29 protein-coding genes are annotated in these 21,480 nt (G+C 70.5%); 16 read left to right on the top strand and 13 right to left on the bottom strand.

Translation table 11 applies throughout. The features are described from left to right. Positions 1 to 45: 45 nt before the first annotated feature. Both FK219_RS11995 and FK219_RS11990 read right to left on the bottom strand, forming a co-directional pair. On the bottom strand, positions 46 to 471 hold the full coding sequence (locus FK219_RS11995; protein ID WP_152584159.1) for an OsmC family protein: 426 nt from the start codon (positions 469 to 471) through the stop codon (positions 46 to 48). An 11-nt stretch (positions 472 to 482) separates the two neighbouring features. Beyond that, positions 483 to 875 (bottom strand): HsmA family protein, encoded by a 393-nt coding sequence (locus FK219_RS11990; RefSeq protein ID WP_152584158.1) that lies wholly within the window; start codon positions 873 to 875, stop codon positions 483 to 485. Positions 876 to 1,043: 168 nt separating this feature from the next. Here FK219_RS11990 and rpsO point away from each other — a divergent pair, with 168 nt between their 5' ends. The 7 genes from rpsO (at position 1,044) to FK219_RS11955 (ending at position 7,012) form a co-directional block, all read left to right on the top strand. Then, positions 1,044 to 1,313, top strand: a complete 270-nt coding sequence (gene rpsO / locus FK219_RS11985) for a 30S ribosomal protein S15 (protein WP_152584157.1) — start codon at positions 1,044 to 1,046, stop codon at positions 1,311 to 1,313. Positions 1,314 to 1,460: 147 nt separating this feature from the next. Next, the gene (locus FK219_RS11980; RefSeq protein ID WP_152584156.1) at positions 1,461 to 1,667 is read left to right on the top strand and encodes a hypothetical protein; all 207 of its coding nucleotides are present in this window, start codon (positions 1,461 to 1,463) and stop codon (positions 1,665 to 1,667) included. 83 nt (positions 1,668 to 1,750) lie between these two features. Continuing rightward, positions 1,751 to 2,452 (top strand): hypothetical protein, encoded by a 702-nt coding sequence (locus FK219_RS11975; RefSeq protein WP_152584155.1) that lies wholly within the window; start codon positions 1,751 to 1,753, stop codon positions 2,450 to 2,452. Continuing rightward, entirely contained in the window at positions 2,449 to 3,108 is a 660-nt protein-coding gene (locus tag FK219_RS11970) for a hypothetical protein (RefSeq protein ID WP_152584154.1), read from the top strand. Before FK219_RS11975 ends, FK219_RS11970 begins: the two co-directional genes overlap by 4 nt. Beyond that, positions 3,105 to 3,620, top strand: coding sequence for a hypothetical protein (locus FK219_RS11965; protein WP_152584153.1), 516 nt, complete (start codon positions 3,105 to 3,107; stop codon positions 3,618 to 3,620). Before FK219_RS11970 ends, FK219_RS11965 begins: the two co-directional genes overlap by 4 nt. 36 nt (positions 3,621 to 3,656) lie before the next feature. Next, complete coding sequence (locus tag FK219_RS11960; RefSeq protein ID WP_152584152.1) at positions 3,657 to 4,463, top strand: tyrosine-protein phosphatase; 807 nt, start codon at positions 3,657 to 3,659, stop codon at positions 4,461 to 4,463. Between the two features lie 281 nt (positions 4,464 to 4,744). After that, positions 4,745 to 7,012, top strand: coding sequence for a polyribonucleotide nucleotidyltransferase (locus tag FK219_RS11955; protein WP_152584151.1), 2,268 nt, complete (start codon positions 4,745 to 4,747; stop codon positions 7,010 to 7,012). Positions 7,013 to 7,099: 87 nt separating this feature from the next. On the opposite strand, the gene FK219_RS11950 is transcribed toward FK219_RS11955, so the two are convergent. Genes FK219_RS11950 through FK219_RS11940 form a run of 3 tightly spaced genes read right to left on the bottom strand, consistent with a single transcriptional unit; the run spans position 7,100 to position 9,497 of the window. Beyond that, positions 7,100 to 7,894, bottom strand: a complete 795-nt coding sequence (locus FK219_RS11950; protein ID WP_152584150.1) for an ABC transporter permease subunit — start codon at positions 7,892 to 7,894, stop codon at positions 7,100 to 7,102. Then, complete coding sequence (locus tag FK219_RS11945) at positions 7,891 to 8,841, bottom strand: ABC transporter ATP-binding protein (RefSeq protein WP_152584149.1); 951 nt, start codon at positions 8,839 to 8,841, stop codon at positions 7,891 to 7,893. The genes FK219_RS11950 and FK219_RS11945 overlap by 4 nt, the downstream gene beginning before the upstream one ends. Beyond that, on the bottom strand, positions 8,838 to 9,497 hold the full coding sequence (locus FK219_RS11940) for a TetR/AcrR family transcriptional regulator (RefSeq protein WP_165638139.1): 660 nt from the start codon (positions 9,495 to 9,497) through the stop codon (positions 8,838 to 8,840). The genes FK219_RS11945 and FK219_RS11940 overlap by 4 nt, the downstream gene beginning before the upstream one ends. Before the next feature lie 257 nt (positions 9,498 to 9,754). On the opposite strand from FK219_RS11940, the gene FK219_RS11935 reads away from it, so the two are divergent. Next, positions 9,755 to 10,501 (top strand): bacteriorhodopsin, encoded by a 747-nt coding sequence (locus FK219_RS11935; RefSeq protein ID WP_152584147.1) that lies wholly within the window; start codon positions 9,755 to 9,757, stop codon positions 10,499 to 10,501. Between the two features lie 210 nt (positions 10,502 to 10,711). Next, a complete protein-coding gene (locus FK219_RS11930) occupies positions 10,712 to 11,692 on the top strand; it encodes an aldo/keto reductase (protein ID WP_152584146.1) in 981 nt (326 codons plus the stop codon). A gap of 33 nt (positions 11,693 to 11,725) precedes the next feature. Here the strand turns inward: FK219_RS11930 and FK219_RS11925 are convergent, their stop codons facing one another. Continuing rightward, entirely contained in the window at positions 11,726 to 12,328 is a 603-nt protein-coding gene (locus tag FK219_RS11925) for a TetR/AcrR family transcriptional regulator (RefSeq protein ID WP_165638138.1), read from the bottom strand. Positions 12,329 to 12,500: 172 nt separating this feature from the next. Between FK219_RS11925 and FK219_RS11920 the strand changes: the two genes are divergently transcribed. Further along, positions 12,501 to 13,103, top strand: a complete 603-nt coding sequence (locus FK219_RS11920) for a histidine phosphatase family protein (RefSeq protein ID WP_152584144.1) — start codon at positions 12,501 to 12,503, stop codon at positions 13,101 to 13,103. Here FK219_RS11920 and FK219_RS11915 read toward each other — a convergent pair. Further along, a complete protein-coding gene (locus FK219_RS11915; protein ID WP_152584143.1) occupies positions 13,100 to 13,993 on the bottom strand; it encodes an oxygenase MpaB family protein in 894 nt (297 codons plus the stop codon). The genes FK219_RS11920 and FK219_RS11915 overlap by 4 nt on opposite strands. A 102-nt stretch (positions 13,994 to 14,095) precedes the next feature. Between FK219_RS11915 and FK219_RS11910 the strand changes: the two genes are divergently transcribed. The 3 genes from FK219_RS11910 (at position 14,096) to FK219_RS11900 (ending at position 16,411) form a co-directional block, all read left to right on the top strand. Further along, on the top strand, positions 14,096 to 15,763 hold the full coding sequence (locus FK219_RS11910) for an FAD-dependent oxidoreductase (protein WP_152584142.1): 1,668 nt from the start codon (positions 14,096 to 14,098) through the stop codon (positions 15,761 to 15,763). Between the two features lie 64 nt (positions 15,764 to 15,827). Continuing rightward, positions 15,828 to 16,145, top strand: a complete 318-nt coding sequence (locus FK219_RS11905) for a rhodanese-like domain-containing protein (protein WP_152584141.1) — start codon at positions 15,828 to 15,830, stop codon at positions 16,143 to 16,145. Further along, positions 16,142 to 16,411 carry a metal-sensitive transcriptional regulator gene (locus FK219_RS11900; RefSeq protein WP_152584140.1) on the top strand — a complete coding sequence of 90 codons (270 nt, stop codon included), beginning with the start codon at positions 16,142 to 16,144 and terminating at the stop codon, positions 16,409 to 16,411. Before FK219_RS11905 ends, FK219_RS11900 begins: the two co-directional genes overlap by 4 nt. 31 nt (positions 16,412 to 16,442) lie before the next feature. Here the strand turns inward: FK219_RS11900 and FK219_RS11895 are convergent, their stop codons facing one another. Continuing rightward, positions 16,443 to 16,937: a GNAT family N-acetyltransferase gene (locus FK219_RS11895; protein ID WP_152584139.1), complete on the bottom strand. Its 495-nt coding sequence runs from the start codon at positions 16,935 to 16,937 to the stop codon at positions 16,443 to 16,445. Positions 16,938 to 16,960: 23 nt separating this feature from the next. Between FK219_RS11895 and dapB the strand changes: the two genes are divergently transcribed. Further along, on the top strand, positions 16,961 to 17,752 hold the full coding sequence (gene dapB, locus FK219_RS11890) for a 4-hydroxy-tetrahydrodipicolinate reductase (protein ID WP_152584138.1): 792 nt from the start codon (positions 16,961 to 16,963) through the stop codon (positions 17,750 to 17,752). Further along, entirely contained in the window at positions 17,749 to 18,240 is a 492-nt protein-coding gene (locus FK219_RS11885; RefSeq protein WP_152584137.1) for a hypothetical protein, read from the top strand. The genes dapB and FK219_RS11885 overlap by 4 nt, the downstream gene beginning before the upstream one ends. Here FK219_RS11885 and FK219_RS11880 read toward each other — a convergent pair. The 4 genes from FK219_RS11880 to FK219_RS11865 are packed head-to-tail and all read right to left on the bottom strand — an operon-like array spanning position 18,170 to position 20,528. Then, a complete protein-coding gene (locus FK219_RS11880; RefSeq protein WP_152584136.1) occupies positions 18,170 to 19,114 on the bottom strand; it encodes a TIGR01777 family oxidoreductase in 945 nt (314 codons plus the stop codon). The genes FK219_RS11885 and FK219_RS11880 overlap by 71 nt on opposite strands. Positions 19,115 to 19,131: 17 nt before the next feature. Next, positions 19,132 to 19,557, bottom strand: coding sequence for an OsmC family peroxiredoxin (locus tag FK219_RS11875; protein WP_152584135.1), 426 nt, complete (start codon positions 19,555 to 19,557; stop codon positions 19,132 to 19,134). Positions 19,558 to 19,596: 39 nt separating this feature from the next. Further along, positions 19,597 to 20,109, bottom strand: a complete 513-nt coding sequence (locus tag FK219_RS11870) for a DUF4395 domain-containing protein (protein WP_152584134.1) — start codon at positions 20,107 to 20,109, stop codon at positions 19,597 to 19,599. Further along, positions 20,106 to 20,528, bottom strand: a complete 423-nt coding sequence (locus FK219_RS11865) for a thioredoxin family protein (RefSeq protein ID WP_152584133.1) — start codon at positions 20,526 to 20,528, stop codon at positions 20,106 to 20,108. Before FK219_RS11865 ends, FK219_RS11870 begins: the two co-directional genes overlap by 4 nt. An 84-nt stretch (positions 20,529 to 20,612) precedes the next feature. Between FK219_RS11865 and thyX the strand changes: the two genes are divergently transcribed. Further along, on the top strand, positions 20,613 to 21,350 hold the full coding sequence (gene thyX, locus FK219_RS11860) for an FAD-dependent thymidylate synthase (protein ID WP_152584132.1): 738 nt from the start codon (positions 20,613 to 20,615) through the stop codon (positions 21,348 to 21,350). Between the two features lie 12 nt (positions 21,351 to 21,362). Here the strand turns inward: thyX and FK219_RS11855 are convergent. Further along, the coding region (locus FK219_RS11855) for an integrase core domain-containing protein (protein WP_152582548.1) at positions 21,363 to 21,480 on the bottom strand (118 nt) is incomplete at its 5' end.

Below are 21,480 nucleotides of genomic sequence, written 5' to 3'. Positions count from 1 at the left end.
CACACTCGGCAGGGGCGCAGTCACGCGGCCCAGGCTACCGGCGCACTATGCGGGCGGGCTGCTCGTCACGGTTCCGGTGACCTCGCACACGGCGGCGAGGGTGTTGTACACCGTTCCGAACTTCTGCAGGTTGCGGTGCAGCAGCTCGACGCGGTGCGCGGGCTCGCTCGTGACCAGGTGCAGGGCGTACTCGAGGGCGGTGAACCGGGGCGGAGCATCCTGCCGATGCAGCACGACCGTGACCTCCACGCTCTCGTAGGAAAAGGGCAGCAGCGCGCTCGAGCGGGCGACGTTCTTGAGCAGGCACGCCGCGAAGGCGCTCGCGAGCAGCTCGGCGGGCCCCGGGTGACCGCTCGGCTCCGCGGGTTGCCATCGGGTCTCGAGAAGCAGTTCGTCATCGGCGGCGTGCACGCTGGCCGATGCGGCGTCGGCACGGGCGCTCACGCGGTAGGTGAGGGGTGCAGTCGTCATGGAATCCCTACTCAGCCGAGGCTCGAGCCGATCGCGCCCGTCAGGTAGGGCACGAGCCAGATCGCCCACACGACGACGGAGAACCGGTGGAAGCGGTGCTTCTCGGCCTCGCGGTCGCGCACCAGAACGACGACGGCCCACAGCAGGTGGACGGCCATGAGAACGAGGGCGATCACGCCCGTCACCGCCATGATCTGGGTGAGGATGCTCTGCTCGACCCCGGCCGCCCGCGACGCGATCGCGATGAGGCTCATGAGGTAGGTGCCGCTCGCGTCGGCGGCGAGGCCGAGCCCGAAGAACACGGCGTGCCAGCCCTTCAGCACCTTCTGCGCACGTTCTGCCCACACCCCGATCGTGTAGAAGACGAGGGCGAGGGTGATGAGGATGATCGCGGGCAGCAGCATGGGTTCAGTCTGCTCGCCGTGCGCCGTGCGCGCGAGAGTTTCGGGTGAGATGAGGACGAAGGTCCCGGCTGGTAGTATCTGAAGGTTGCCGTCCAACGGCCGCGGACAAAGAGAGCTCGGGCATCCCGCCCAGGGCGCCGCGCAACGAGCAGGAAGGGGATCCCATCTATGGCACTCGAAGCAGACGTCAAGAAGGCGATCATCGACGAGTACGCAACCCACCCCGGTGACACTGGGTCCCCCGAGGTCCAGGTGGCGATGCTCACGCGTCGCATCAAGGACCTCACGGAGCACCTCAAGGAGCACAAGCACGACCACCACTCACGTCGTGGCCTGCTGCTGCTCGTTGGCCAGCGCCGCCGCCTGCTGGGCTACCTGCAGGACATCGACATCGAGCGCTACCGCTCGCTGATCGAGCGACTCGGCCTCCGTCGATAACGGGTCTGCGCCGCTGACACCTGTGCGTCAGCGCGTCGTCGACTGACACCGCGAACTTCTTGCGCGAAGGCCGCCACCGCAACTGCGGGAGGCGGCCTTCGTCGTTCCCGGCGATGGGTCGATACTCAGGTCTGCCACGATGGGCCGATGACCCGCGAACGATCACGATCTCCGTCGCGACGGCTGAGCGCCGTGCGCATCGTGATCGTCACGGTCCTGCTCGTGACCGTCGTGCTGGCGTTCGCCAACTGGTTGGGCCCTTTTCGCGGCTTCTTCCGCATCCTGCTCGTCATCGGCGGTCTCGCGATCGTGCTCAGCTACGCGATCGAGTGGGTGCAGAAGCGCCGTCGCTGAGCGCGCCCTGCGCGGGCAGCGTGTCGATCGTAGGGCGCGACGGTTGTCAGCAGATTCGGCGCCAATCGTGCGAGCCTGACGTCATGCTTCGCGGTGCGGCGTCCGAGCGCGGCGGAGGCGGCGCGCGCGCACGTGCGGCCGCCGCCGCGGCATCCCTGCTTCTCGTCGCCCTCGTTGCCGGCTGTGCTGCGCCCGCGGGGGAGGCGGAAGACTCGCTCGCCGAGACGATGCGCGACCGCGATCGCGCTGCCGCGGCAGCGTTCGAGGTCGACCTCGATCGGGCGACCAGGTACCTGCGCGACCGGTGGGGCCCCGTCACGCTGCCCCAGACCTCGGTCGAGCGGTGGGTGGCTGCGAGCGAGTGGGCGCAGATCATGTCGGACTGCCTCGAGGATGAGGGCGTCGTCGGCGCTCGCCCCGCCGACGACGGCGAGAGGGTCGACTTCAGTGGGGTCAGCGCCGAGGGTCCGCGCGAGCTCTTCCTCGCCGATGTCGCTGTTCTCGTCTGCCAGTCCCGGTACCCCTCCCGAGGCTGGTACGCCGACGAGGTCGCCGACATCGAAGGCCCCTGGGCGTGGCAGTACAGCCGCGAGGTGCTCGTGCCGTGCCTGCTCGCGTCGGGCCATCGGCCGCCGTCCCTGCCCTCCGAATCGGAGTTCGTCGACCAGTGGGGCGCCGTCGACGCGTGGAATCCTTTCGTGGCGCTCGTCGGCGATCCGGTGCGCGAGCAGCGCGCCCGCGCGCAGTGCCCGCCTCCCGAGGCGCTTCTCGAGGGTGCGCCGTGACGGCACGCACGGGTGCGGTCGGGATGCTCGCGGTCGCCCTCGGCGCGCTCCTCGCGGGCTGCGCCCCGTCGCCGACCGCACAGCTCGACCTCGACGACGTGGCGACGGAGCGCCATGAGCGCCTGGAGGGTCGCGTCGAGGTGCTGCTCGAAAGCCATGCCGAGTACCTGCTCAGCCGGTGGCCTTCGGTGCAGCTGCCCGAGCACGACGTCGAAGCGTGGCTTGAGCCGGGTCAGTGGCAGCTCGTGTTCGCCCGGTGCATCTACGAGGCGACGGGGCTGACCGACGTGCCGACGGAGCAGACCGACGGCGCCCGCGCACTCGACCTCGCGACCTACAGCTGCGAGTCGCGGTTTCCGCCGCCGAGCCTCGCAGTGAACGATCCGGGGCCGATCGAGGTGGCGTGGGTCACGGAGTACGTGCGCGTCGGCCTGCCCTCGTGCCTCCGCCGCAGCGGCGTGCACGCACCGCCCGTCCCCGAGGGTCCCTTCGCGATCGTCTCCGGCGGTGTCACCCCTGGGTGGGACCCGTACGCGGCGGCGCGCGGCAACGCCGCCGAGCGGGCCCGCTTGAGCGCGCTGTGCCCGCACCCCTCGACTCTTCTCGAGAGCGTCCCGCGACTGCCGACGGGCGAGTCGGACGCGGCGGGGCCGTGACAGGCCGACCGCACGCCGTGCTGCGGGCCCCGCTGGGGCGGTGGGGCGCCGCCCTCGTCCTTGCTGTCAGCGCGGTCGTCGTCGGCGCGATCGCGCTCGCCCTCGAGGGCGTCGTGCCGACACCCGCTCGGCTCGTGGTCGCCGCCGCAGCGCTGCTCTCCTTCGGCTGGCTCGTGGTCGCGGTGTGGGTCGTCACGCTGCGGTGGCGCACGAGCGTGCGTTCCGATGGTGAGGCTCTCGTCGTGCGCGGGCCGCTCGGCGCGAGCGTCATTCCCTTCCACGCGGGGCTCTCGATCGGCCGCTGGCTCGATCGGCGCCAGCGGCCGAGGCTGTGGGGTGCTCGACGGGCACAGGCCGCTCGCACCGCTCAGTGGCAGACTGGGGTCCGCGCGCGTCGAAGCCTTCGCGGGTGTCATCGGTCTGAGAGTCATCGATCACGAGGGCCCCCCGCCCGGGCCCGAGGACACAGAACCCGAGTGACCCAGCCTCTGTCGTTGCCGACGGCGACATGACGCGCTCGACGACCCGCACCGACCGGAAAGCCTCTCGTGACCTCCACCGATTCCGCACCGTCATCGCAGAACCACCCGGCCGACGCCGACTCAGGTCTGCCGACCTCCCCCCTGGCGAACTGGCGCGACCTCGGGGGGCTCCCCGTCGCCGAGGGAACGCTGCGCGACCGCGTCCTGTGGCGCAGCGACGACGTGTCGACGATCCCCGAGGGCGAGGCGCGGCGGCTGCACGAGACGGGGCTGAGCGATGTGCTCGACCTGCGTTCGCCCCACGAGGCGCAGGTCGCGGGTCGCGGTCCGCTGCGGCGCTACCCGGTCGGCTACCACCACTTGCCGTTGAGCGCGACCGCCGCAGCCCCCGGCATGAGCCCCGCCGCGGTGTCGTCCCTCACTCCCGAGGGCGTCGGCACGTGGTACGTGCAGATCGCCGAGCAGACCGCCCCGCAGCTCATCGCCGGTCTGCGTGTCGCGGCCTCAGCCTCGGGGGCCGCGCTCTTCCACTGCGCGGCGGGCAAGGACCGCACGGGTGTCTTCACGGCCGCCGTGCTCGGCGTGCTCGGCGCCGACGACGAGGTCATCATCGCGGATTACGCGCGCACCGACGCCGTCATGCCCGCGATCATGCGCCGGATCTCGCCCATGATGCAGGCGGTCGTGCGCGACCACGATGCGCCTCGCCTGGATCCGGCCGCGGGGGGAGCGCTCTTCGCCGCGCCGGCGGAGACGATGGCGACGATGCTGCGCGTCATGCGCCACGAGCACGGCAGCATCCTCGACCTGCTGCGTGCCCGGGGCCTCGACTCCGCGACGATCACGGCACTGCGCGAGCGCGTCGTTCACTAGGAACGCACGAGTCGTGCTGATAGCCTGTGCGACGGCGCAGTTCTGCGCCATCAACTGAAAACCGCACGGAGCAGGCCGGCTCGAAGCTGGTCACCGGTGGTGATCTCCCGACTCTCTCGATTCGGTGGATGTCTACTGTTGGCCAGAAACAGACGTCCGGCGACACACGTCAACACCGTTCCTCGCCGACACCGTCCCTTCCTGCCCGCTCCTGCTCTGCGCGTTCTCGCACGCCCTCCCACACGGGGAGGGTGCGCACAGACGCAAAGGAGAGAGACCTCGTGGAAGGTCCTGAAATCAAGTTCGCCGAAGCCGTTCTCGACAACGGCAAGTACGGCACCCGCACCGTCCGATTCGAAACCGGTCGTCTTGCGCAGCAGGCGCAGGGCGCCGTGGCCGCGTACCTCGACGAGGAGACCATGCTGCTGAGCGCGACGAGCGCCGGCAAGCACCCTCGCGAGGGCTTCGACTTCTTCCCCCTCACGGTGGACGTCGAGGAGCGCTCGTACGCCGCCGGCAAGATCCCCGGCTCGTTCTTCCGCCGTGAAGGCCGCCCCTCGACCGAGGCGATCCTCGTGTGCCGCCTGATCGACCGCCCCCTGCGCCCGACCTTCGTCACGGGTCTGCGCAATGAGGTTCAGATCGTCGTCACGGTCATGAGCATCGCGCCCGGCGAGTTCTACGACGCTCTCGCGATCAACGCCGCGAGCGCCTCGACCCAGATCTCGGGCCTGCCCTTCAGCGGTCCGATCGCCTCGGTTCGCCTTGCGCTCATGCCCGACAACAACGGGGGCGGCCAGTGGGTCGCGTTCCCGAAGCACCACGAGCTCGAGGAGGCCGTCTTCGACATCATCGTCGCCGGCCGCGTCGTGACGGGTGCCGATGGCAGCGAAGACGTCGCGATCACGATGGTCGAGGCCGAGGCCACCGAGAACAGCTGGGGCCTCATCCAGGGCGGCGCCGTCAAGCCGAGCGAGGACGTCGTGGCCGAGGGCCTCGAGGCCTCGAAGCCCTTCATCATGAAGCTCGCGAAGGCGCAGCAGGAGCTTGCCGCGCAGTCGGCGAAGGAGATCCAGGACTACCCGGTCTTCCTCAGCTACAGCGACGAGCTGTACGCCGCCGTCGACGCCCTCGCGCACGACGAGCTCGCGAAGGTCTACCAGATCGCCGACAAGGTCGAGCGTCAGACGGCCGACGATGAGCTCAAGGCCCGCACCAAGGTCGCGATCGAGGGCAAGGTCGCCGCTGGCGAGCTCGACGAGGAGGCGCTGAAGGACTTCAGCGCGGCCTACAAGTCGGTCTCGAAGCAGATCATGCGTCAGCGCGTCCTCACCGAGGGCGTGCGCATCGACGGTCGCGGGCTCGCGGATATCCGCGCGCTCGACGCCGAGGTGCAGGTCATCCCGCGCGTGCACGGCTCTGCCGTGTTCCAGCGCGGCGAGACGCAGATCCTGGGCGTCACGACACTCAACATGCTCAAGCTCGAGCAGCAGATCGACTCGCTCGGTCCGGTGACGAGCAAGCGCTACATGCACCACTACAACTTCCCGCCCTACTCGACCGGTGAGACCGGCCGCGTGGGCAGCCCCAAGCGCCGCGAGATCGGGCACGGCTTCCTCGCCGAGCGCGCCCTCGTGCCGGTGCTGCCGAGCCGCGAGGAGTTCCCCTACGCGATCCGTCAGGTCTCCGAGGCGCTGAGCTCGAACGGCTCGACCTCCATGGGCTCCGTGTGCGCGTCGACCCTCTCGCTGCTCAACGCGGGTGTGCCCCTCAAGGCGCCCGTCGCGGGCATCGCGATGGGCCTCATCAGCGACGTCGTGGATGGTGAGACCCGCTACGCGGCTCTCACCGACATCCTCGGCGCCGAAGATGCCCTCGGCGACATGGACTTCAAGGTGGCCGGAACGCGCGAATTCGTGACGGCGATCCAGCTCGACACGAAGCTCGACGGCATCCCGTCGTCGGTGCTGCAGGGTGCGCTCACGCAGGCTCGCGAGGCCCGCCACGCGATCCTCGACGTCATGCACCAGGCGATCGACGCTCCCGACGAGATGGCGCCCACGGCGCCGCGCGTCATCAGCGTGCAGATCCCCGTCGACAAGATCGGCGAGCTCATCGGGCCCAAGGGCAAGACGATCAACTCGATCCAGGATGAGACGGGCGCGCAGATCTCCATCGAGGAGAACGGCACCGTTTACATCGGCGCAGTCGACGGCCCCTCGGCCGAGGCTGCCCGCCTGCAGGTCAACGCGATCGCGAACCCCGTCAACCCGGAGGTCGGCGAGCAGTACCTGGGCACGGTCGTCAAGATCGCCGCCTTCGGTGCGTTCGTGTCGCTCCTGCCGGGCAAGGACGGCCTGCTGCACATCAGCGAGGTGCGCAAGCTCGCCGGTGGCAAGCGCGTGGAGAACGTTGAGGATGTGCTCAACGTCGGTCAGAAGATCCTCGTCGAGATCACGAAGACCGACGACCGCGGCAAGCTGTCGCTCGCTCCGGTTCTCGCCGAGGGCGAGGGTGGCGACGCGCTCGCCGAGGGCGAGGACGGCTAACCGCCGCTCGCTCCCGCAGAACGACAGGATGCCCGCCCCGAGTGATCGGGGCGGGCATCCGTCGTTCGAGGCCGCGGTCGGGGAGCGCTACACGCCCACGTCGCGCCGCCGGAATGCGAGTACGGCCACCGCGCTCGCGATGATCGCGACCGCGTAGAGCAGGCCCACGCTCGCGTCGAACCCGCTCTCGAGCGGGTTCGTGCCGTACGCCCAGTGGTAGGGCGAGATCGCGTGCAGCCACTCCAGATCGGCGTTCTGGTTGCCGAGCGCGTTGAGCGCGTAGCCGAGCACGGCGATTCCCGCTCCCGCGCCGATCGCGATCATGCGCCGGCCGGTGAGGGCGCCGGCCAGGAGCCCGATGGTCGCCGTGACGAGACCGGTGCCGAGCAGGGCGACCCCGCCGGCGAGAATGCCCTCGGTGCTGATGTCGAGCTCGCTCGGCCCGTTGAGCACGGCCACGAGCAGCGTGACCCACGCCGTGAGGGCGACGAGCTTGACGACGATCGCCGCAAGGCGCTCGAGCACGAGTTGGTGCCGGCTCACGCCGTGCGCGAGGGTGAGCTCGAGCGTGCCGCGCTCCTCATCGCCCGCGATGGCGCTCGCCCCCCAGCCGACGGCCGCGATCGTGACCAGCACGAAGCCGATGAGGCCGTGCACCGTGCCGAGCGTGTAGCCCGAACCAGTCGTGATCTGGTCGTAGCTCAGGGCGGTGACGAGCTCGGGCGGCAAGCTCTCGATGATCGCGATGAACTCCGGGTTGCCGCCGATCGACGGGTAGAGCGGCAGGTACATGCCCACGACGGCCGCGAGGCCGAGCATCCAGCCCACCAGACCGCGCCACGAATCGGCGAGTGCGCGCCGGAAGAGGGGCAGAGCGCTCATGACGACACCTCCTCGGCCTGGCTCGCGGAGGCATCGCTCGCATCGCCGCCGTAGAACTGCAGTACCGCTCTCTCGAGGTCGGGCTCCTGCACGACGAGGTCGTGCACGGTCGAACGGGCGAGCACAGCCAGGAAGGCCGGGATGCCGTCGCGCAGGCGCGCGCTCACGATGTCGTGCTCCGCCGATGCGGCGACCGCGACATCGTGAGCGGAGTCGAGGCGCCGGAGCTCCGCCGCGAACGCGTCGCCCGCCGCCGCCGGCACCGTCACGCGGACGTCGCGCAGGGCGGCGGCTCGGAGCCGTTCCACGGTGCTCACGTCGACGATGCGGCCATCCCGCAGCACGGCGACCTCGTCGGCGACCTGCTCGATCTCGCTGATGACGTGCGAGCTGAGGAACACGGTCTGACCGGCGTCGCGCGCCTCGCGCACCATCGCGAGGAACTCCTGCTGCACGAGCGGGTCGAGCCCGCTCGTGGGCTCGTCGAGCACGAGAAGGTCGGGGGAGTGGGCGAAGGCCTGCACGAGCCCGACCTTCTGCTTGTTGCCCTTGCTCAGGGAGCGCACGGGGCGACCGAGGTCGAGCCCGAGGCGCTCGGCGAGCGCGGAGATGCGTGCACGATCCCTCGCTCCGTTGAGCTGCGCGTAGTGGGTCAGAAGAGCCCGACCGCTCACGCGCGTGTCCATCGCGAGCTCACCCGGCAGGTAGCCGATGCGGCGGCGCAGGGCGGGCCCCGCCTCCCGCGGGTCCTCCCCGAGCACGCGCACCGTGCCGGAGGTGGGGCGGATGATGTCGAGCAGAATCCGCATGGTCGTGGTCTTGCCGGCCCCGTTGGGGCCGATGACGCCGAACACGCGCCCGGGCTCGATCGCGAGATCGACGCCGTGTAAGGCGGTGGTGCGTCCGTAGCGCTTGGTGAGCGCCGAGATGTCGATGGCGGGGGTCATGGGTCTGGTGTCCTTTCCTGCAGTGCCGCGCGTGCGGCGGAGAGTGCGGAATCGTCCGCGTAGAGCCCGTGGGTGTAGAGCTCAAGGGTCGGGAGGGTGAGGCGCCGCACGACGTCGAGGCTGAGGCCGGAGCCGCTGAGACCGGTGCCGCCGAGGGCGCGCCCGATATGTCGCTCGAGCAGGAGGGGCATGATGCCGTGGGAGGCGACGATCACTGCCGTCGTGCGCAGGTCGCTCGGCGCGGTCATGACGCCGTCCTCCACGCCCTGGCTGATCATCGCCTCGGTGCGGTCGACGAGCTGGTCGAACAGGCCCTGGCCCGCCTCGCCGCCGTCGATGATCATGCGCGCGAGGTAGTCGAGGCTCGGGCGGAACGTGTCGATGTCGGCGAGCCAGCGCCGCATGGTGCTCGAGAGGTCGCCCTCGGTGAGCATGCTCTCCTTGCGACCCATGATCTCGTCGACGATGGCGGCGTCGCACGCCGCGCGCAGGGCGTCCTTGCTGCCGAAGTGGTGCATCACGAGGGCGGCGCTCACGCCGGCTCTCGCGGCGATCGCCCGCACGCTCGTGCGGTCGAAGCCCTGCGCGCCGAACAGCGCGAGCGCGGCATCCCGAATGCGGGCGCGCGTCGTGAGATCGGAGGTGTCTGAACGCATGTTCAATATCCTAAACTGCCGTTCAGAGGTGCGCAAGGAGCGCGAAGTCGAGTTGCGATTCCGCTGTCGGTGATCGCCCCGTTCACTCCCAGCAAACTCCCTGCCCGGGCGGCTGAATAGCGACGTAGATTCAGCAGTGCTCCGAAACTCTCTGGTCCCGATCCCAGCGTGTGTCGAAGAATGAAAATTCATCGTATTCACCCTGCACGCTGTCGGTCCGCACTCCGCGGACGGTCGGCGCCATTCGAAGGAGAATTGTGGACATCCACATCGTCCAGGCCTTTTTCATGCTCGGATTCGTCGCCATGGCGGCCGGAGCCCTGTGGTTCTATCTCGAGCGCAACGATCTGAAGCCTGAGCTGCGATCGGTCGCGACCTACGCGGCGGTGATCGCGTTCATCGCCGCGATCATGTACTACGTCATGAAGGATGTCGTGCTGTTCCCGGGCGGCAAAGCCACGCCAGCCGACATCGAAGCCACCCTGCCGCTGCGCTACATCGACTGGTTGCTCACGACGCCGCTCCTGCTCGTGGAGTTCGCTCTCATCGTCGCGATCGCTGGGGCGCTCAAGAAGGGGCTGCTGACGAAGCTCATCATCGCCGACATCGCGATGATCGTGTTCGGATACCTCGGTGAGGTGGGTGAGCCCGGTTCGGCCGGCAACTACATCTTCTTCATCCTCTCCGTGCTCGCGTGGCTCTACATCGTCTACGTCGTCTTCACGCTCAACGTCTCGACGGGCCCCGCGCACGTCAAGCGTGCGGTGATGATCATGAAGTGGTTCGTCATCGTGGGCTGGTCGATCTACCCGATCGGAACCGCGACGCAGGAGTTCATCGAGGTCAGCGGCGGCGACGCCGTCCTCGCGATCGGCATCGCGGCGATCATCTACGTGATCGCGGATGTGCTCAACAAGGTCGGCTTCGGCATCGTCGCCGTGCGTGCGGCCAAGCAGAGCAGCATCGAGGAGTCTGCCGGTGTCAAGAAGGTCCAGGGCGTCTAGGCACTCCGCGCCGCCCTGGCTCGACTGACACTGCGGGCGGGATCGCTCTCGAGAGGGCGTTCCCGCCCGCAGCGCTGTCGGGCTGTGGTGCAGCGCGACACAGCACGGTAACGATCGCACGCCGGTGCGCGGGCCGACCTCCTCTGCGCGCTACTCTCACATCAATGACCACGGGGCCCCCTCATCGGGCGCCGAGAAAGACGCAGCAGCGTGAACGACCGCACGAGTGCACCCGAGCCGGGTGCCGTCGCGCTGGAAACCGGGCCCACGCCTCTCCCTCGCCGTATCGGGCCGAGCGACCTCCACGTCTTCCCCCTCGCCCTCAGCGGCACCGTCTTCGGGTGGACGGCCGACGGGCCGACGACCACGGGCATTCTCGACCGCTTCGCCGAGCTCGGCGGTACCTACCTCGACACGGCCGATTCGTATGCGGGCGGGCGCAGCGAGATCATGATCGGCAACTGGATGCACGGCCGCGGTGACCGCGACGCGTTCACCATCGCGACCAAGGTGGGCAAGAACCCCGACAACCCGGGTCTCTCCGCCCGGTCGATCGAGCGCGCCGTCGAGCAGTCGCTGCAGCGCCTGCGCGTCGACGCGATCGACCTGCTCTACCTGCACATCGACGACCCGTCAGTGCCCTTCGACGAGACGCTGCTCGCCGTGGATGAGCTCATCCGCGCGGGCAAGGTGCGCTACTTCGGCGGCAGCGACCACACGGGCAACCGGCTGATCGAGGCGCGCATCGCCGCGGCGCAGTCGGGGGTCGCCCACATGGTCGCCCTGCAGCAGCACTACAACCTCGTGCACCGTGCGGAGTACGAGGCGCAGCTCGCGCGCGTTGCCGCGCAGCTCGATCTGGGGGTCATGCCGCGATTCGCTCTCGCCTCGGGGTTCCTCTCGGGCAAGTACCGCAGTCGCGCCGATCTCGAGCGGCATCGCCGTGGCGGGGAGGTCGCCGCGATGCTCACGCGTCGCAACCTGCGCATCCTGCACGCGCTCGACCGCATCGCGTCAGAGACGCAGAGCGCCGTCGCGACCGTGTCGCTCGCCTGGCTGCTGAGCCGGCCCCACGTCGTCGCGCCCGTCGTGTCGGTGAGCGCTCCCGATCAGCTCGACGTCGCGATGGCCGCGCCCCACCTGGTGCTGAGTCGCCAGCAGCTCACCGAGCTGGATCGGGTGAGCGAGTAGCTGCGCGGACACTCGCCGGCGCGCACACCCGCCTCAGCGGGGCGCGGTCGCAGCTTCGGCGATGAGGCCGTCGACGGCGCTGCGGAATGCTGCGGAGGCCGCGATGACGTCGCCCGTGTAGCTCCACGCCTCGAGGCCGAGGGTCGCGAGGATGAGGCGATCGGCGGCCGCTCCGGGCATGGGGTGGCCGAGCTTCTCGAGCACGCCCGCGAACCGCTCCGTCATGGTCTCGAAGTGCTCGGTGATGCGCTCGCGGACGGGGTGGGCGGGGTCGGCGAACTCGGCAGCGGCATTGAGGAACGGGTCGCCCCGGAAGGTGTCGCCGTGAACGTAGTCGACGAGGTGGTCGGTCCACGCCCGCAGCAGTTCTTCGGGGGTCGAGGCTTCGCTCGCGCTCGCGTCGAAGTCGTCGACGGCGCGAAGAGCGAGGGCATCGACGTAGTCGCTGATGAGGCGATCCTTGGAGCCGTAGTGCTTGTAGAAAGTCGCCTTCGTGACCGAGGACTCCTCGATCAGCCGGTCGACGCCGACGCTGCGAATGCCGTCCTGGTAGAAGCGCGTGATCGCGGTCTCGAGGATGCGCGCCTTGGCGGGGGCGACACGCCGCGTCGGTGCGAGGGGGGTAGTGACCGACACGGCGTGCCTCCTTGTTCGTGCGGCGACAGCGCCGTCGTGACGCCGTTCGGGGGAGGGCGTCAGCATAACTGTAGCAGAGGGGACAGACAAAGTTGTCTGTCCGCAAAACTGTCCGAAGACGCGGCGCGCACATGGCCTAAGCTCGACGGGGTCGTCAAAGGAGTTGAGCGTTGTGTCGCGGTACGTGTACCTGGTTCGTCATGGGGAGCAGCAGGATGCCGAGCATGGGCTTCCGGACGGACCCCTGAGTGGTCGCGGTCAGCGCCAGGCGCGGGCGATCGCCGAGCGTCTGAGCGGTGTTCCCTTCGCGAGCGTGCACACCTCGCCCCTCCAGCGGGCCGTCGAGACGGCCTCGTACATGACAGAGCTCATGCCGGCCATGGAGCCCGAGATTTCGGCTCTGCTCATGGACTGCATCCCGACCGGCCCGACCGCCGACATGCCGCACGCTTTCGAGTCGTTCTTCGGCGGCGTGACGGAGGAGGAGATCGCCGCGGGCGAGGCGCAGATGGCCGACGCGGTCGCCGAGTGGCTCTCGCCCTCACGGGATGACCGGCACGAGCTGCTCATCACGCACAACTTCGTCATCGCGTGGTTCGTGCGCGAGGTCTTCGGCGCACCCTCCTGGCGCTGGATGGGAGTCAACCAGGCCAACTGCGGCCTGACGATCATCCGGGTGCGCTCGGCGAAGCCGCCCGTGCTCGTGACGCACAACGACCTCGGGCACCTCCCGGCAGAGCTGCGGACGGGCCTGCCGGTCGAACAGCCCTTCTAGGCGAGGCCGAGCCGGTCGAGCCGGCGGCGCGTGTACGCGCGGCTGGAGGATTCGGGCCCGAGGAGCGCGCGCATCCCGAACAGGAGGATGCGGGTCGCGGTGAGGGCCGGCCACCAGGGTCGGCGCAGGCCGAGGAGGCGGCGATACCGGTCGGGCAGCGAGGCGACCGCGCCCGCGAAGAGGATGCGGTATGCCGGCCCGATGCCCCGCCCGAGCGGGGGATTGCGCAACCACCGCACGGCGTCGTCGACGCGGTCGTCGCGGCGCAGCACGGGCAGGAAGGAGGCGATCGCGGCGTCGAGCTCGGCGCGCGAGCGCGGGGGATTCTCGACCCCCATGAGCTCGCCCGCCCGCGCCCACTCGGCGACGTAGCGGTCGGGGCCACCGGGTATCGGCCCGCCCCACGTCTCGTGGCAGCCGAGGAAGGCGTCGGCGAAGACGCAGTGCACCCAGGAGAGGAGATCAGCGTCGCCGGCCGCGTAGGGGCGCTCCTCGCCGGTCGACGTGGCATAGGTGCCGGAGACCCGGTCGTGCAGGTGCGACACCCACGCGCAGCCGGCGCGCGCCTGCTCGGTGTCGGCGAAGGTCGTCGTGAGCACCCAGCGCACGGTGCCCGAGAGGCGCCCGAGTGGGTCCTCGCGATACCGGGAGTGGTCGTGCACGCCCGCCATCGCGCCGGGGTGCAGGGTCTGCATGAGGAGCGCGCGCACGCCCGCCACGACCGTGGGGATGCCGCTGTGCACCTCCCACACGGCGGAGTCGGGGCCGAAGTACCCGGCGTCGTCTCCCGTCTCGAGGGCCTGAACCCAGGCCGGTGCACCCGCCGGGTCGCCCGAGAAGAGCACGAGGATGCGCCCGCGTGCGCGGGTGAGGAAGGCGGGCCGCTGCACGATTCCGACTGTGGCACATCGTTCTGAGCGGCTGTCGCGCGTAGCCTGGGAGCGACCCCGCAGGCGCTGGACAAGATACCCCTGGGGGTATAGTGTGGCGGTATGACCTCACCTCGCTCCTACGTCATCATCGGCGGTGTCGCAGGCGGCATGTCGGCCGCCACCCGCTTGCGCCGCCTCGACGAGTCGGCCCGCATCACCGTCGTCGAACGCGGCGAGCACGTCTCCTTCGCCAACTGCGGTCTGCCGTACCACGTCGGGGGCGTCATCGACGATCGCGACGCCCTCATCCTGCAGACCCCCGAGTCGCTCGCGGCACGCTTCGCCCTCGACGTGCGCGTCCGCACCGAGGCGCTCTCCGTCGACCGCGACGCCCGCACGGTCGCCGTGCGCGACCTGCGCACGGGGGAGGAGACCTCCCTCACCTACGACGCGCTCATCCTGAGCCCGGGCGCAAGCCCTGTGCGCATCCCCATCCCCGGCGTCGAGCGCGGCCTCGTGCTGCGCGACCTCGCCGACATGGACGCCATCATCGCGGCGGCGCGGGATGCTCGGCGCGCCGTCGTCGCGGGCGGCGGCTTCATCGGCCTCGAACTCGCCGAGAACCTCGTCCACGCGGGTCTCGACGTCACCGTGGTCGAGATGCTGCCCCAGCTCATGCGCCCCCTCGACCCCGAGATGGCCCAGCTCGTCACCGATCACCTGCGCGCCCACGGCGTGACCGTGCTGCTCGGCGCGGCGCTGCGTGCCATCACCGAGTCGGGCGTCGAGCTCGACAACACTGCCGAGCTGGGAGACGGCGCCGAGCAGCTGCCGGCCGACCTCGTCGTGCTCTCCGTGGGTGTGCGCCCCGAGAGCACCCTCGCCGCCGAGGCAGGGCTCGACCTCGACCCTCGCGGCTACATCGTGGTGGACGAGCACCAGCGCACGAGCGACGCCCGCATCTACGCCGTAGGCGACGCCGTCGTCAAGCAGCGCGCCGACGGCCCAGCCTCGCCCGTGTGGCTCGCCGGCCTCGCCAACCGTCACGGCCGACTCGCCGCCGACGCCATCGCGGGTCGGCCGCACGCCGCCGTACCAGCGCTCGGCACCGCCGTCATCGGGCTCTTCGGGCTCACCGCCGCGACCGTCGGGCGCACCGAGCGCGAGCTGCGCGAGGAGGGCTGCGAGCTGCGTGTCATCCACACTCACCCGAGCGATCACGCGGGCTACTACCCGGGGGCGAGCGCGCTCGCGCTCAAGCTCGTCGTCGACGCCCGCACGGACGCGATCCTCGGCGCCCAGGCCATCGGGGGCGGAGCCGACAAGCGCATCGACATCATCGCGACCGCGATGGCCGGTGGCATCCCCGCCCGCGGCCTCGCTGACCTCGAGCTCGCCTACGCGCCGCAGTACGCCTCGGCGAAAGACCCGGTCAACATGCTCGGCTACATCGACGACAACCTGCTCGACGGCGAGGACAGCGTGCAGTGGCACGAGCTCGACGCTCGGCTCGCCGAGGGCTGGCGACTGGTCGATGTGCGCACCGAGCAGGAGCACGCGGACGGCGCCATTCCCGGCGCCGAGCTCATGCCGCTCGATGCCCTGCGCGAGCACGCCGCATCGCTGCGCGACGAGCACGTCATCGTGCACTGCAAGGTCGGTCAGCGCGGCCACACCGCCGCGTCCCTCCTGCGGCAGTACGGTGTGACCGTGGCCAACCTCGACGGCGGGTACACCACGTGGCGCTCCGGCACCGCGTCCCGCTCGCTCGCGCCCCAGCCCGCCTGAGCGCCCGGCATCCTGAACCGACACCACCAGCAAGCCCCCACCTCCAGCGAAACGGAAGACCATCATGGCGAGAGAGATCGACGTCGACGAGCTCGTGCTGCTGCGCGAGCAGGGGCACCCCATCATCGATGTGCGCGAGCCCGACGAGTACGCGGCGGCTCACGTGCCCGGCGTGCGCCTCATCCCCCTTGCGACTGTCCCCGACGAAGCCGACAGCCTTCCCCGCGATGAGACCGTGTACGTCATCTGCCACTCAGGGGCCCGCAGCCTCCGGGCGGCCGACTACCTTCTGAGCGTCGGGGTCGACGCGGTCTCCGTCGCCGGTGGAACCTCCGCCTGGGTGCAGCGCGGCCTCGACGTCGAGCGCGGGAGCGCGGCATGAGCGGCGTGCCCGCGAGCGAGGCGAAGAAGATCGCGAACCGCCTCCGCCGTGCTCAGGGTCAGCTCGGTGCCGTGCTCAGCATGGTCGAGGAGGAGCGCGACTGCCGCGACATCGTGACGCAACTCGCCGCCGTGTCGAGCGCCCTCGACCGCGCGGGGTTCGCCATCATCGCGGCCGCCATGAAGGACTGCATGCGCGACGAGACCGGTGAGAAGATAGACGTCGAGATGGCCGACCTGGAGAAGCTGTTCCTGAGCCTCGCGTGAGCCCCGAGCATCCTTAAGGTGCGCGGCGTGCTCAGGCGGGCTGCAGCCGCTTGCCCAGCCAGGCCGTCGCGTTCGGATTGTCGTTGAACGGCTCGATCGGGGCGAGACCCAGCGAGCGGTAGAGCGCCGCGGCCTCCGCGAGGCTGTCGTTCGTGTCGAGCACGAGTTCGGCGGCGCCGAGCTCGCGAGCGCGCCGCTCGAGCTCGACGACGAGGGCGCGCCCCAGGCCGATGCGGCGCGCGTGCGGTTGCACCCACAGGTGCTTGAGTTCGAAGCGACCGCCGTGCGGGCCGTCGTCGATGCGGCGCACGCCCCCGCAGCCGACATCCGCGGGCTCGCCCGAGAGGTTCTCGCCCTCCACGAGGAGGAAGACGCCGCGCGGGGGAGTGAACTGCGCGGGGTCGGGAGACACCCGGCGGTAGCGGCCCTGGTCGGCCGGAAACCCGTGCTCGCGGGCCGAGAAGTACTGGTCGAGCAGCACGAGGGCCGCATCGTCGGTCGTGCGGGCCTCGCGCCAGGTCACCATGCGGCCCAGCCTAGACTGGGGCCATGGTCACGCGTGTCGCCGTCGTCGGAGCAACCGGTCGTCTCGGGGGCGCAGCCTGCCGTCTCATCGAGCAGCAGTCAGACCTCGCGCTCGTCGCGCAGCTCGACTCGAGCAGCGACCTCGGCGAGATGCTCGGCGCTGACGTCGTGCTCGACGTCACGACCCCCGGCGTCTCGCCCACCGTCGTCGACCACGCCGTCCGCAACGGGCTCAGCGTCGTCGTCGGCACGAGCGGCTGGAGCGAGGAGCGACAGCGGGCCCTGCGCCCTCTCCTCGAGGCCTCGCCCGAGTCGGGCGTCATCATCGTGCCCAACTTCTCCCTCGGCTCCGTGCTCGCCACCCACTTCGCGACCATCGCCGCGCGGTACTACGAGTCGATCGAGATCGTCGAGGCGCACCACGCCGCGAAGGTCGACTCGCCGTCGGGCACCGCTGTCCGCACCGCCGAGCTCATCGGCCACGCTCGCGCCGATATCGGGCCCGTCCTCGCCCCGCACATCGACCAGAGCGCGCGAGGGCAGCAGGTGGCGAGCGTTCCCATCCACTCCTTGCGCCTTCAGGGGGTCGCCGCCCGACAGTCGGTGCACTTCGGGGGCGACGGCGAAGTGCTCACCCTCAGCCACGAGACGCTCGGCACGAGCGCCTACGAGGCCGGCATGCTGCTCGCCCTGCGCGCGGCCGCCACGAGCACGGGGCTCATCGTCGGGCTCGACCGGCTCATCGACCTCGCGTCGACCGTGTCCGGAGGCGACATCGACGACGACGCGGGCGACGACGCCGGCGACAACAGATGACCCGCGCGCGCTGGGCAGCGCTCGGCATGGCCGTGCTCCTCGCCCTCTACCTCGTGCTCATCACCTTCTACGCGGTGCGACTCGTCACCGATCCGCTGCCCATCGTGCGCGGCATCGGCTGGGCCCTCATCGTGCTGCCGCTGCTCGGCGCCTGGGCGCTCGCTGTCGAGCTGCTCTTCGGCGTGCGCGCCGAGCGGCTCGCGCGCCTGCTCGAGGCCGAGGGCGGCATCCCGCGGGAGGGGCAGGTCGGGCACGACGAGGCTGGCGCCGAGGGCGAGGACCGGGACGCGGTATTCGCGCGGTACGCGGACGACGTGCGCGAGCATCCCGAATCATGGCAGCACTGGTTCCGGCTCGGTCTCGCCTACGACGCCTCGCGCGACCGTCGCCGCGCCCGCTGGGCCGTGCGCACGGCCATCAGGCTCGAGCGTCAGGAGCGGCAGAACCCTCGGGGCGAGGCTCCTCGTCGCGAGACCCCTTCGTCGTGAGTGCGGCGATCGCGTCCTCGACCGTCTGGTCGCGGAACACGAAGCCGTCGTCGAGGAGCTTCGCCGGCACGACCTTCTGACTCGCGAGCAGCAGCTCGCGGCCGGCATCGCCCATCGCGAGCCCGATGAGCCGCTCGGGCAGGGCGAAGAGGTGCCAGCGGCGCATGGCCGACGCGAGCGCGCGCGTCATGCGATCGCTCGTGCTGGGGGTGGGCCCCGCGAGGTTGACCGCTCCGCTCAGGCGCGAGGTGAGCAGGTGGCGGATCGCCGCCGCCTCGTCGTGCAGGCTGATCCAGGGCCAGTGCTGACCGCCCGTGCCGATGCGCGCGGCCGCACCGAGGGCCGTGAGCAGGCGCAGCGGCGTCATCGCGCCGCCGGGTCCGACGACGAGCCCCGTGCGCAGGAACACCGTTCGCGTCGCCTCAGGGGCGAGGCTCGCCGCCTCCTCCCACGCCTGCACGACCTCGGCGAGGAATCCCTCGCCCGCGGGGGAGGCCTCCGTGAGGCGCTCGCCCGGTCGGTCGCCGTAGACCCCGACAGCCGATCCGCTCAGGAACACGGCGGGCGGCGTGCTCGCCATCGACATCGCCTCCGCGAGCGCGCGGGTGGCCTGCACGCGCGATTCGAGAATCTCGCGCCGGTACCCCCGGGTCCACGGGATGCGCGCGATCGAGGCCCCCGACAGGTTGACGACGGCGTCGACCGTGTCGAGAATCCGGAAGTCCAGAACGCGCGAGTCGGGAGCCCAGGCGAACTCGTTCTCGTGGGCGGGCTTGCGCCGCACGAGCGTGAGCACCTCGTGGCCGTCGGCGCGCAGCTGGCGCTGCAGCTCGGTGCCGATCATCCCTGAGGCGCCTCCGATCAGGACGCGCATCGGCCGAGACGCGCCCACTAGGCGAGCGACGCTTCGAGCGTGATCGACGTGCCCGTGAGTGCGGCGGAGACGGGGCACCCCGTCTTGGCCTCCTCGGCGAAGGTCTGGAACTGCTCGGCGCTCAGTCCCGGCACTCTCGCGCTCACCAGGAGGTGGCTGCCCGTGATGCCCTCACCGGGCACGAACGTGACGGCAGCGGTCACCTGCAGGCTCTCGGGCGCGTGCCCGGCCCCGGCAAGGGCGTGCGAGAGCGCCATCGAGTAGCACGCGGAGTGCGCGGCCCCCAGCAGCTCTTCGGGGTTCGTCTTGCCGCTCTCGCCCTCCGAGCGCGCCGCCCACGTCACGGGGAACTCGGCGGCGTCCGACGAGTCCAGAGATGTCGTGCCGTGACCTTCCGTGAGCGATCCGAACCACAGGGTCGTTGCTTCGCTGGTCACAGCCATGAGCGTGCTCCTCGTTGTCGCGGGCGGAATCCCCTCAGCCTAAGCGGCGGGGCGACGGCGAACCAGCCCCGCGCGCACGAGCAGCACATACAACTGGCAGCCGAGGCAGTAGGCGAACGCCGCGTTGAGGAAGGCGGCCACGAACGCCGCCGCGGCCGCGACGACCAGGGCACCGGGAACACCCGCGAGGTGCAGCGCGAGGCCCGTCGCGGTGACGAACAGCCCGACGAGCTGCGCGAACGTCGGGGGAGCGGGGTCCTCGCGCTCCGCGGGCGGGCCGAGCCGAGGCGCGACCACCGCGCGGAAGACGAGGCCGTAGGGGTGCCGCTGCACTCCCGCGAACGCACCCCAGGCGAAGAGCGCCACGAGGGCGGTGAGCAGCAGGGCGCCCGGCTCGGTGAGCCGCTCGAGCACCGAGCCCGAGAGCGGGCGCGTGAGACCCAGCAGGATCACGACGAGCAGAAGAACCGAGGTCACGGCGGCGCCGAAGCGGGGGCCGCGCGCGTCGATGAGCCGGGCATCCGCGCCGGGGGTCGCCTTGTGCTCGCTCATGCCGTCACCAGCGCACCGCGCGCGGCATCGACGGCGCGACGCACCTCGTCGGGCCGCACCGCGCCGATGAGGCGCGACCGCACGCGGCCCTCCGCATCGAGCACGAGCGTCGTCGGCGTCGAGTAGACCGAGTGGCGCTGCGCGACGTCGGCGTGATCGGTCACGTCGAGCTCACGGTGCGCGACCGTCGCGTCGTCGGCCGCGAGCTCGCCGAGCACGCGCCGCATCGCCACGCACGCCGAGCACACGGGGCTCGAGAGCTGCACGAGGGTGACCTCGGCGCCGTTGACCGAGAGGTCGTGCTCGTCGCCGCCGCAGCCGCTCGCGACCCGCGCGCTGCGTGCGCGCACGACGACACCGAGGGCGGTGGCCCCCACGAGCAGAAGAGCGATGACCACGAGGGCCGAGACGATGTCCATGGTGATCGAAACTAGGCAAGGGGGTCGCGATATTCCCGAGTGTGACGCAGTGTGACGCGGCGCCGCCCCGATAGGGTGACGAGCGTGACCGAGGCTGCCGACGACATCCAGTTCCGCTCCGATGTGACGGTCGAGCTCGTGCGCTCCGCCGCCCACGACTCCGACGTCCTCTTCGCCGCGCGCGTCTCGACGCAGGGCGAGCAGACTCTCGAGTCGGCGGCGAGCGGCGCCGAGGCGACCGATCGCGACCGCGGGCTCATCAACTACCTCATGCGCGACCGCCACGGCTCGCCGTTCGAGCACAACTCGTTCACCTTCTATGTGCAGGCGCCGATCTTCGTCTTCCGCGAGTTCATGCGGCACCGCATCGCCTCCTACAACGAGGAGTCGGGCCGCTACCGCGAGCTGCGCCCCGTCTTCTACGTGCCCGGCCCGGAGCGCAACCTCGTGCAGGTCGGCAAGCCCGGCGCCTACGAGTTCCTGCCCGGCACGCCCGAGCAGACGGCGCTCGTCGACCAGGAGGTGCGCGGCGTGTGCGAGGCCGCCTACGCCTCCTACCAGCGGATGCTCGCCGCGGGCATCGCGCGCGAAGTGGCCCGCGCTGTCCTGCCGGTGACGATCTACAGCTCGATGTACGTGACGATGAACGCCCGCGCGCTCATGAACTTCCTGTCGCTGCGCACCAAGCGCGAGGGCACGCACTTCCCCTCGTTCCCGCAGCGCGAGATCGAGATGGCGGCCGAGCAGATGGAGCAGCACTTCGCGCAGCTCATGCCGCTCACCTACGACACCTTCAACGCCAACGGCCGCGTCGCCCCCTAGCCTCCTAGCCCCCTAGCTGTATTTCCCCGTGAGGTTGTGAACGCGGGAGGCTGGGGTTGATCCGCCGATGCCGGTGTGGGGTCGGTGGTGATTGTAGTGATGCAGCCACCTCGGGTAGTCAGCTGCGCGC

The sequence above is a fragment of the Microcella pacifica genome (genome assembly GCF_009371975.2).
In the GTDB taxonomy this organism is placed as follows: Bacteria; Actinomycetota; Actinomycetes; order Actinomycetales; family Microbacteriaceae; genus Microcella; species Microcella pacifica.
The sequence above is the reverse complement of the archived record's forward strand: the minus strand, read 5'-3'. Positions and strand labels throughout refer to the sequence as shown.

Bases quoted from the DNA above. Each gene is read 5' to 3' on its own strand.
- FK219_RS11945 (WP_152584149.1), bottom strand. From the start codon at position 8,841: ATGACCCCCGCCATCGACATCTCGGCGCTCACCAAGCGCTACGGACGC.
- FK219_RS11900 (WP_152584140.1), top strand. From the start codon at position 16,142: ATGAGCGGCGTGCCCGCGAGCGAGGCGAAGAAGATCGCGAACCGCCTC.
- FK219_RS11995 (WP_152584159.1), bottom strand. From the start codon at position 471: ATGACGACTGCACCCCTCACCTACCGCGTGAGCGCCCGTGCCGACGCC.
- FK219_RS11865 (WP_152584133.1), bottom strand. From the start codon at position 20,528: ATGGACATCGTCTCGGCCCTCGTGGTCATCGCTCTTCTGCTCGTGGGG.
- FK219_RS11950 (WP_152584150.1), bottom strand. From the start codon at position 7,894: ATGAGCGCTCTGCCCCTCTTCCGGCGCGCACTCGCCGATTCGTGGCGC.
- FK219_RS11990 (WP_152584158.1), bottom strand. From the start codon at position 875: ATGCTGCTGCCCGCGATCATCCTCATCACCCTCGCCCTCGTCTTCTAC.
- FK219_RS11880 (WP_152584136.1), bottom strand. From the start codon at position 19,114: ATGCGCGTCCTGATCGGAGGCGCCTCAGGGATGATCGGCACCGAGCTG.
- FK219_RS11895 (WP_152584139.1), bottom strand. From the start codon at position 16,937: ATGGTGACCTGGCGCGAGGCCCGCACGACCGACGATGCGGCCCTCGTG.
- FK219_RS11885 (WP_152584137.1), top strand. From the start codon at position 17,749: ATGACCCGCGCGCGCTGGGCAGCGCTCGGCATGGCCGTGCTCCTCGCC.
- FK219_RS11910 (WP_152584142.1), top strand. From the start codon at position 14,096: ATGACCTCACCTCGCTCCTACGTCATCATCGGCGGTGTCGCAGGCGGC.
- FK219_RS11940 (WP_165638139.1), bottom strand. From the start codon at position 9,497: ATGCGTTCAGACACCTCCGATCTCACGACGCGCGCCCGCATTCGGGAT.
- FK219_RS11905 (WP_152584141.1), top strand. From the start codon at position 15,828: ATGGCGAGAGAGATCGACGTCGACGAGCTCGTGCTGCTGCGCGAGCAG.
- FK219_RS11975 (WP_152584155.1), top strand. From the start codon at position 1,751: ATGCTTCGCGGTGCGGCGTCCGAGCGCGGCGGAGGCGGCGCGCGCGCA.
- FK219_RS11875 (WP_152584135.1), bottom strand. From the start codon at position 19,557: ATGGCTGTGACCAGCGAAGCAACGACCCTGTGGTTCGGATCGCTCACG.
- dapB (WP_152584138.1), top strand. From the start codon at position 16,961: ATGGTCACGCGTGTCGCCGTCGTCGGAGCAACCGGTCGTCTCGGGGGC.
- rpsO (WP_152584157.1), top strand. From the start codon at position 1,044: ATGGCACTCGAAGCAGACGTCAAGAAGGCGATCATCGACGAGTACGCA.
- FK219_RS11980 (WP_152584156.1), top strand. From the start codon at position 1,461: ATGACCCGCGAACGATCACGATCTCCGTCGCGACGGCTGAGCGCCGTG.
- FK219_RS11870 (WP_152584134.1), bottom strand. From the start codon at position 20,109: ATGAGCGAGCACAAGGCGACCCCCGGCGCGGATGCCCGGCTCATCGAC.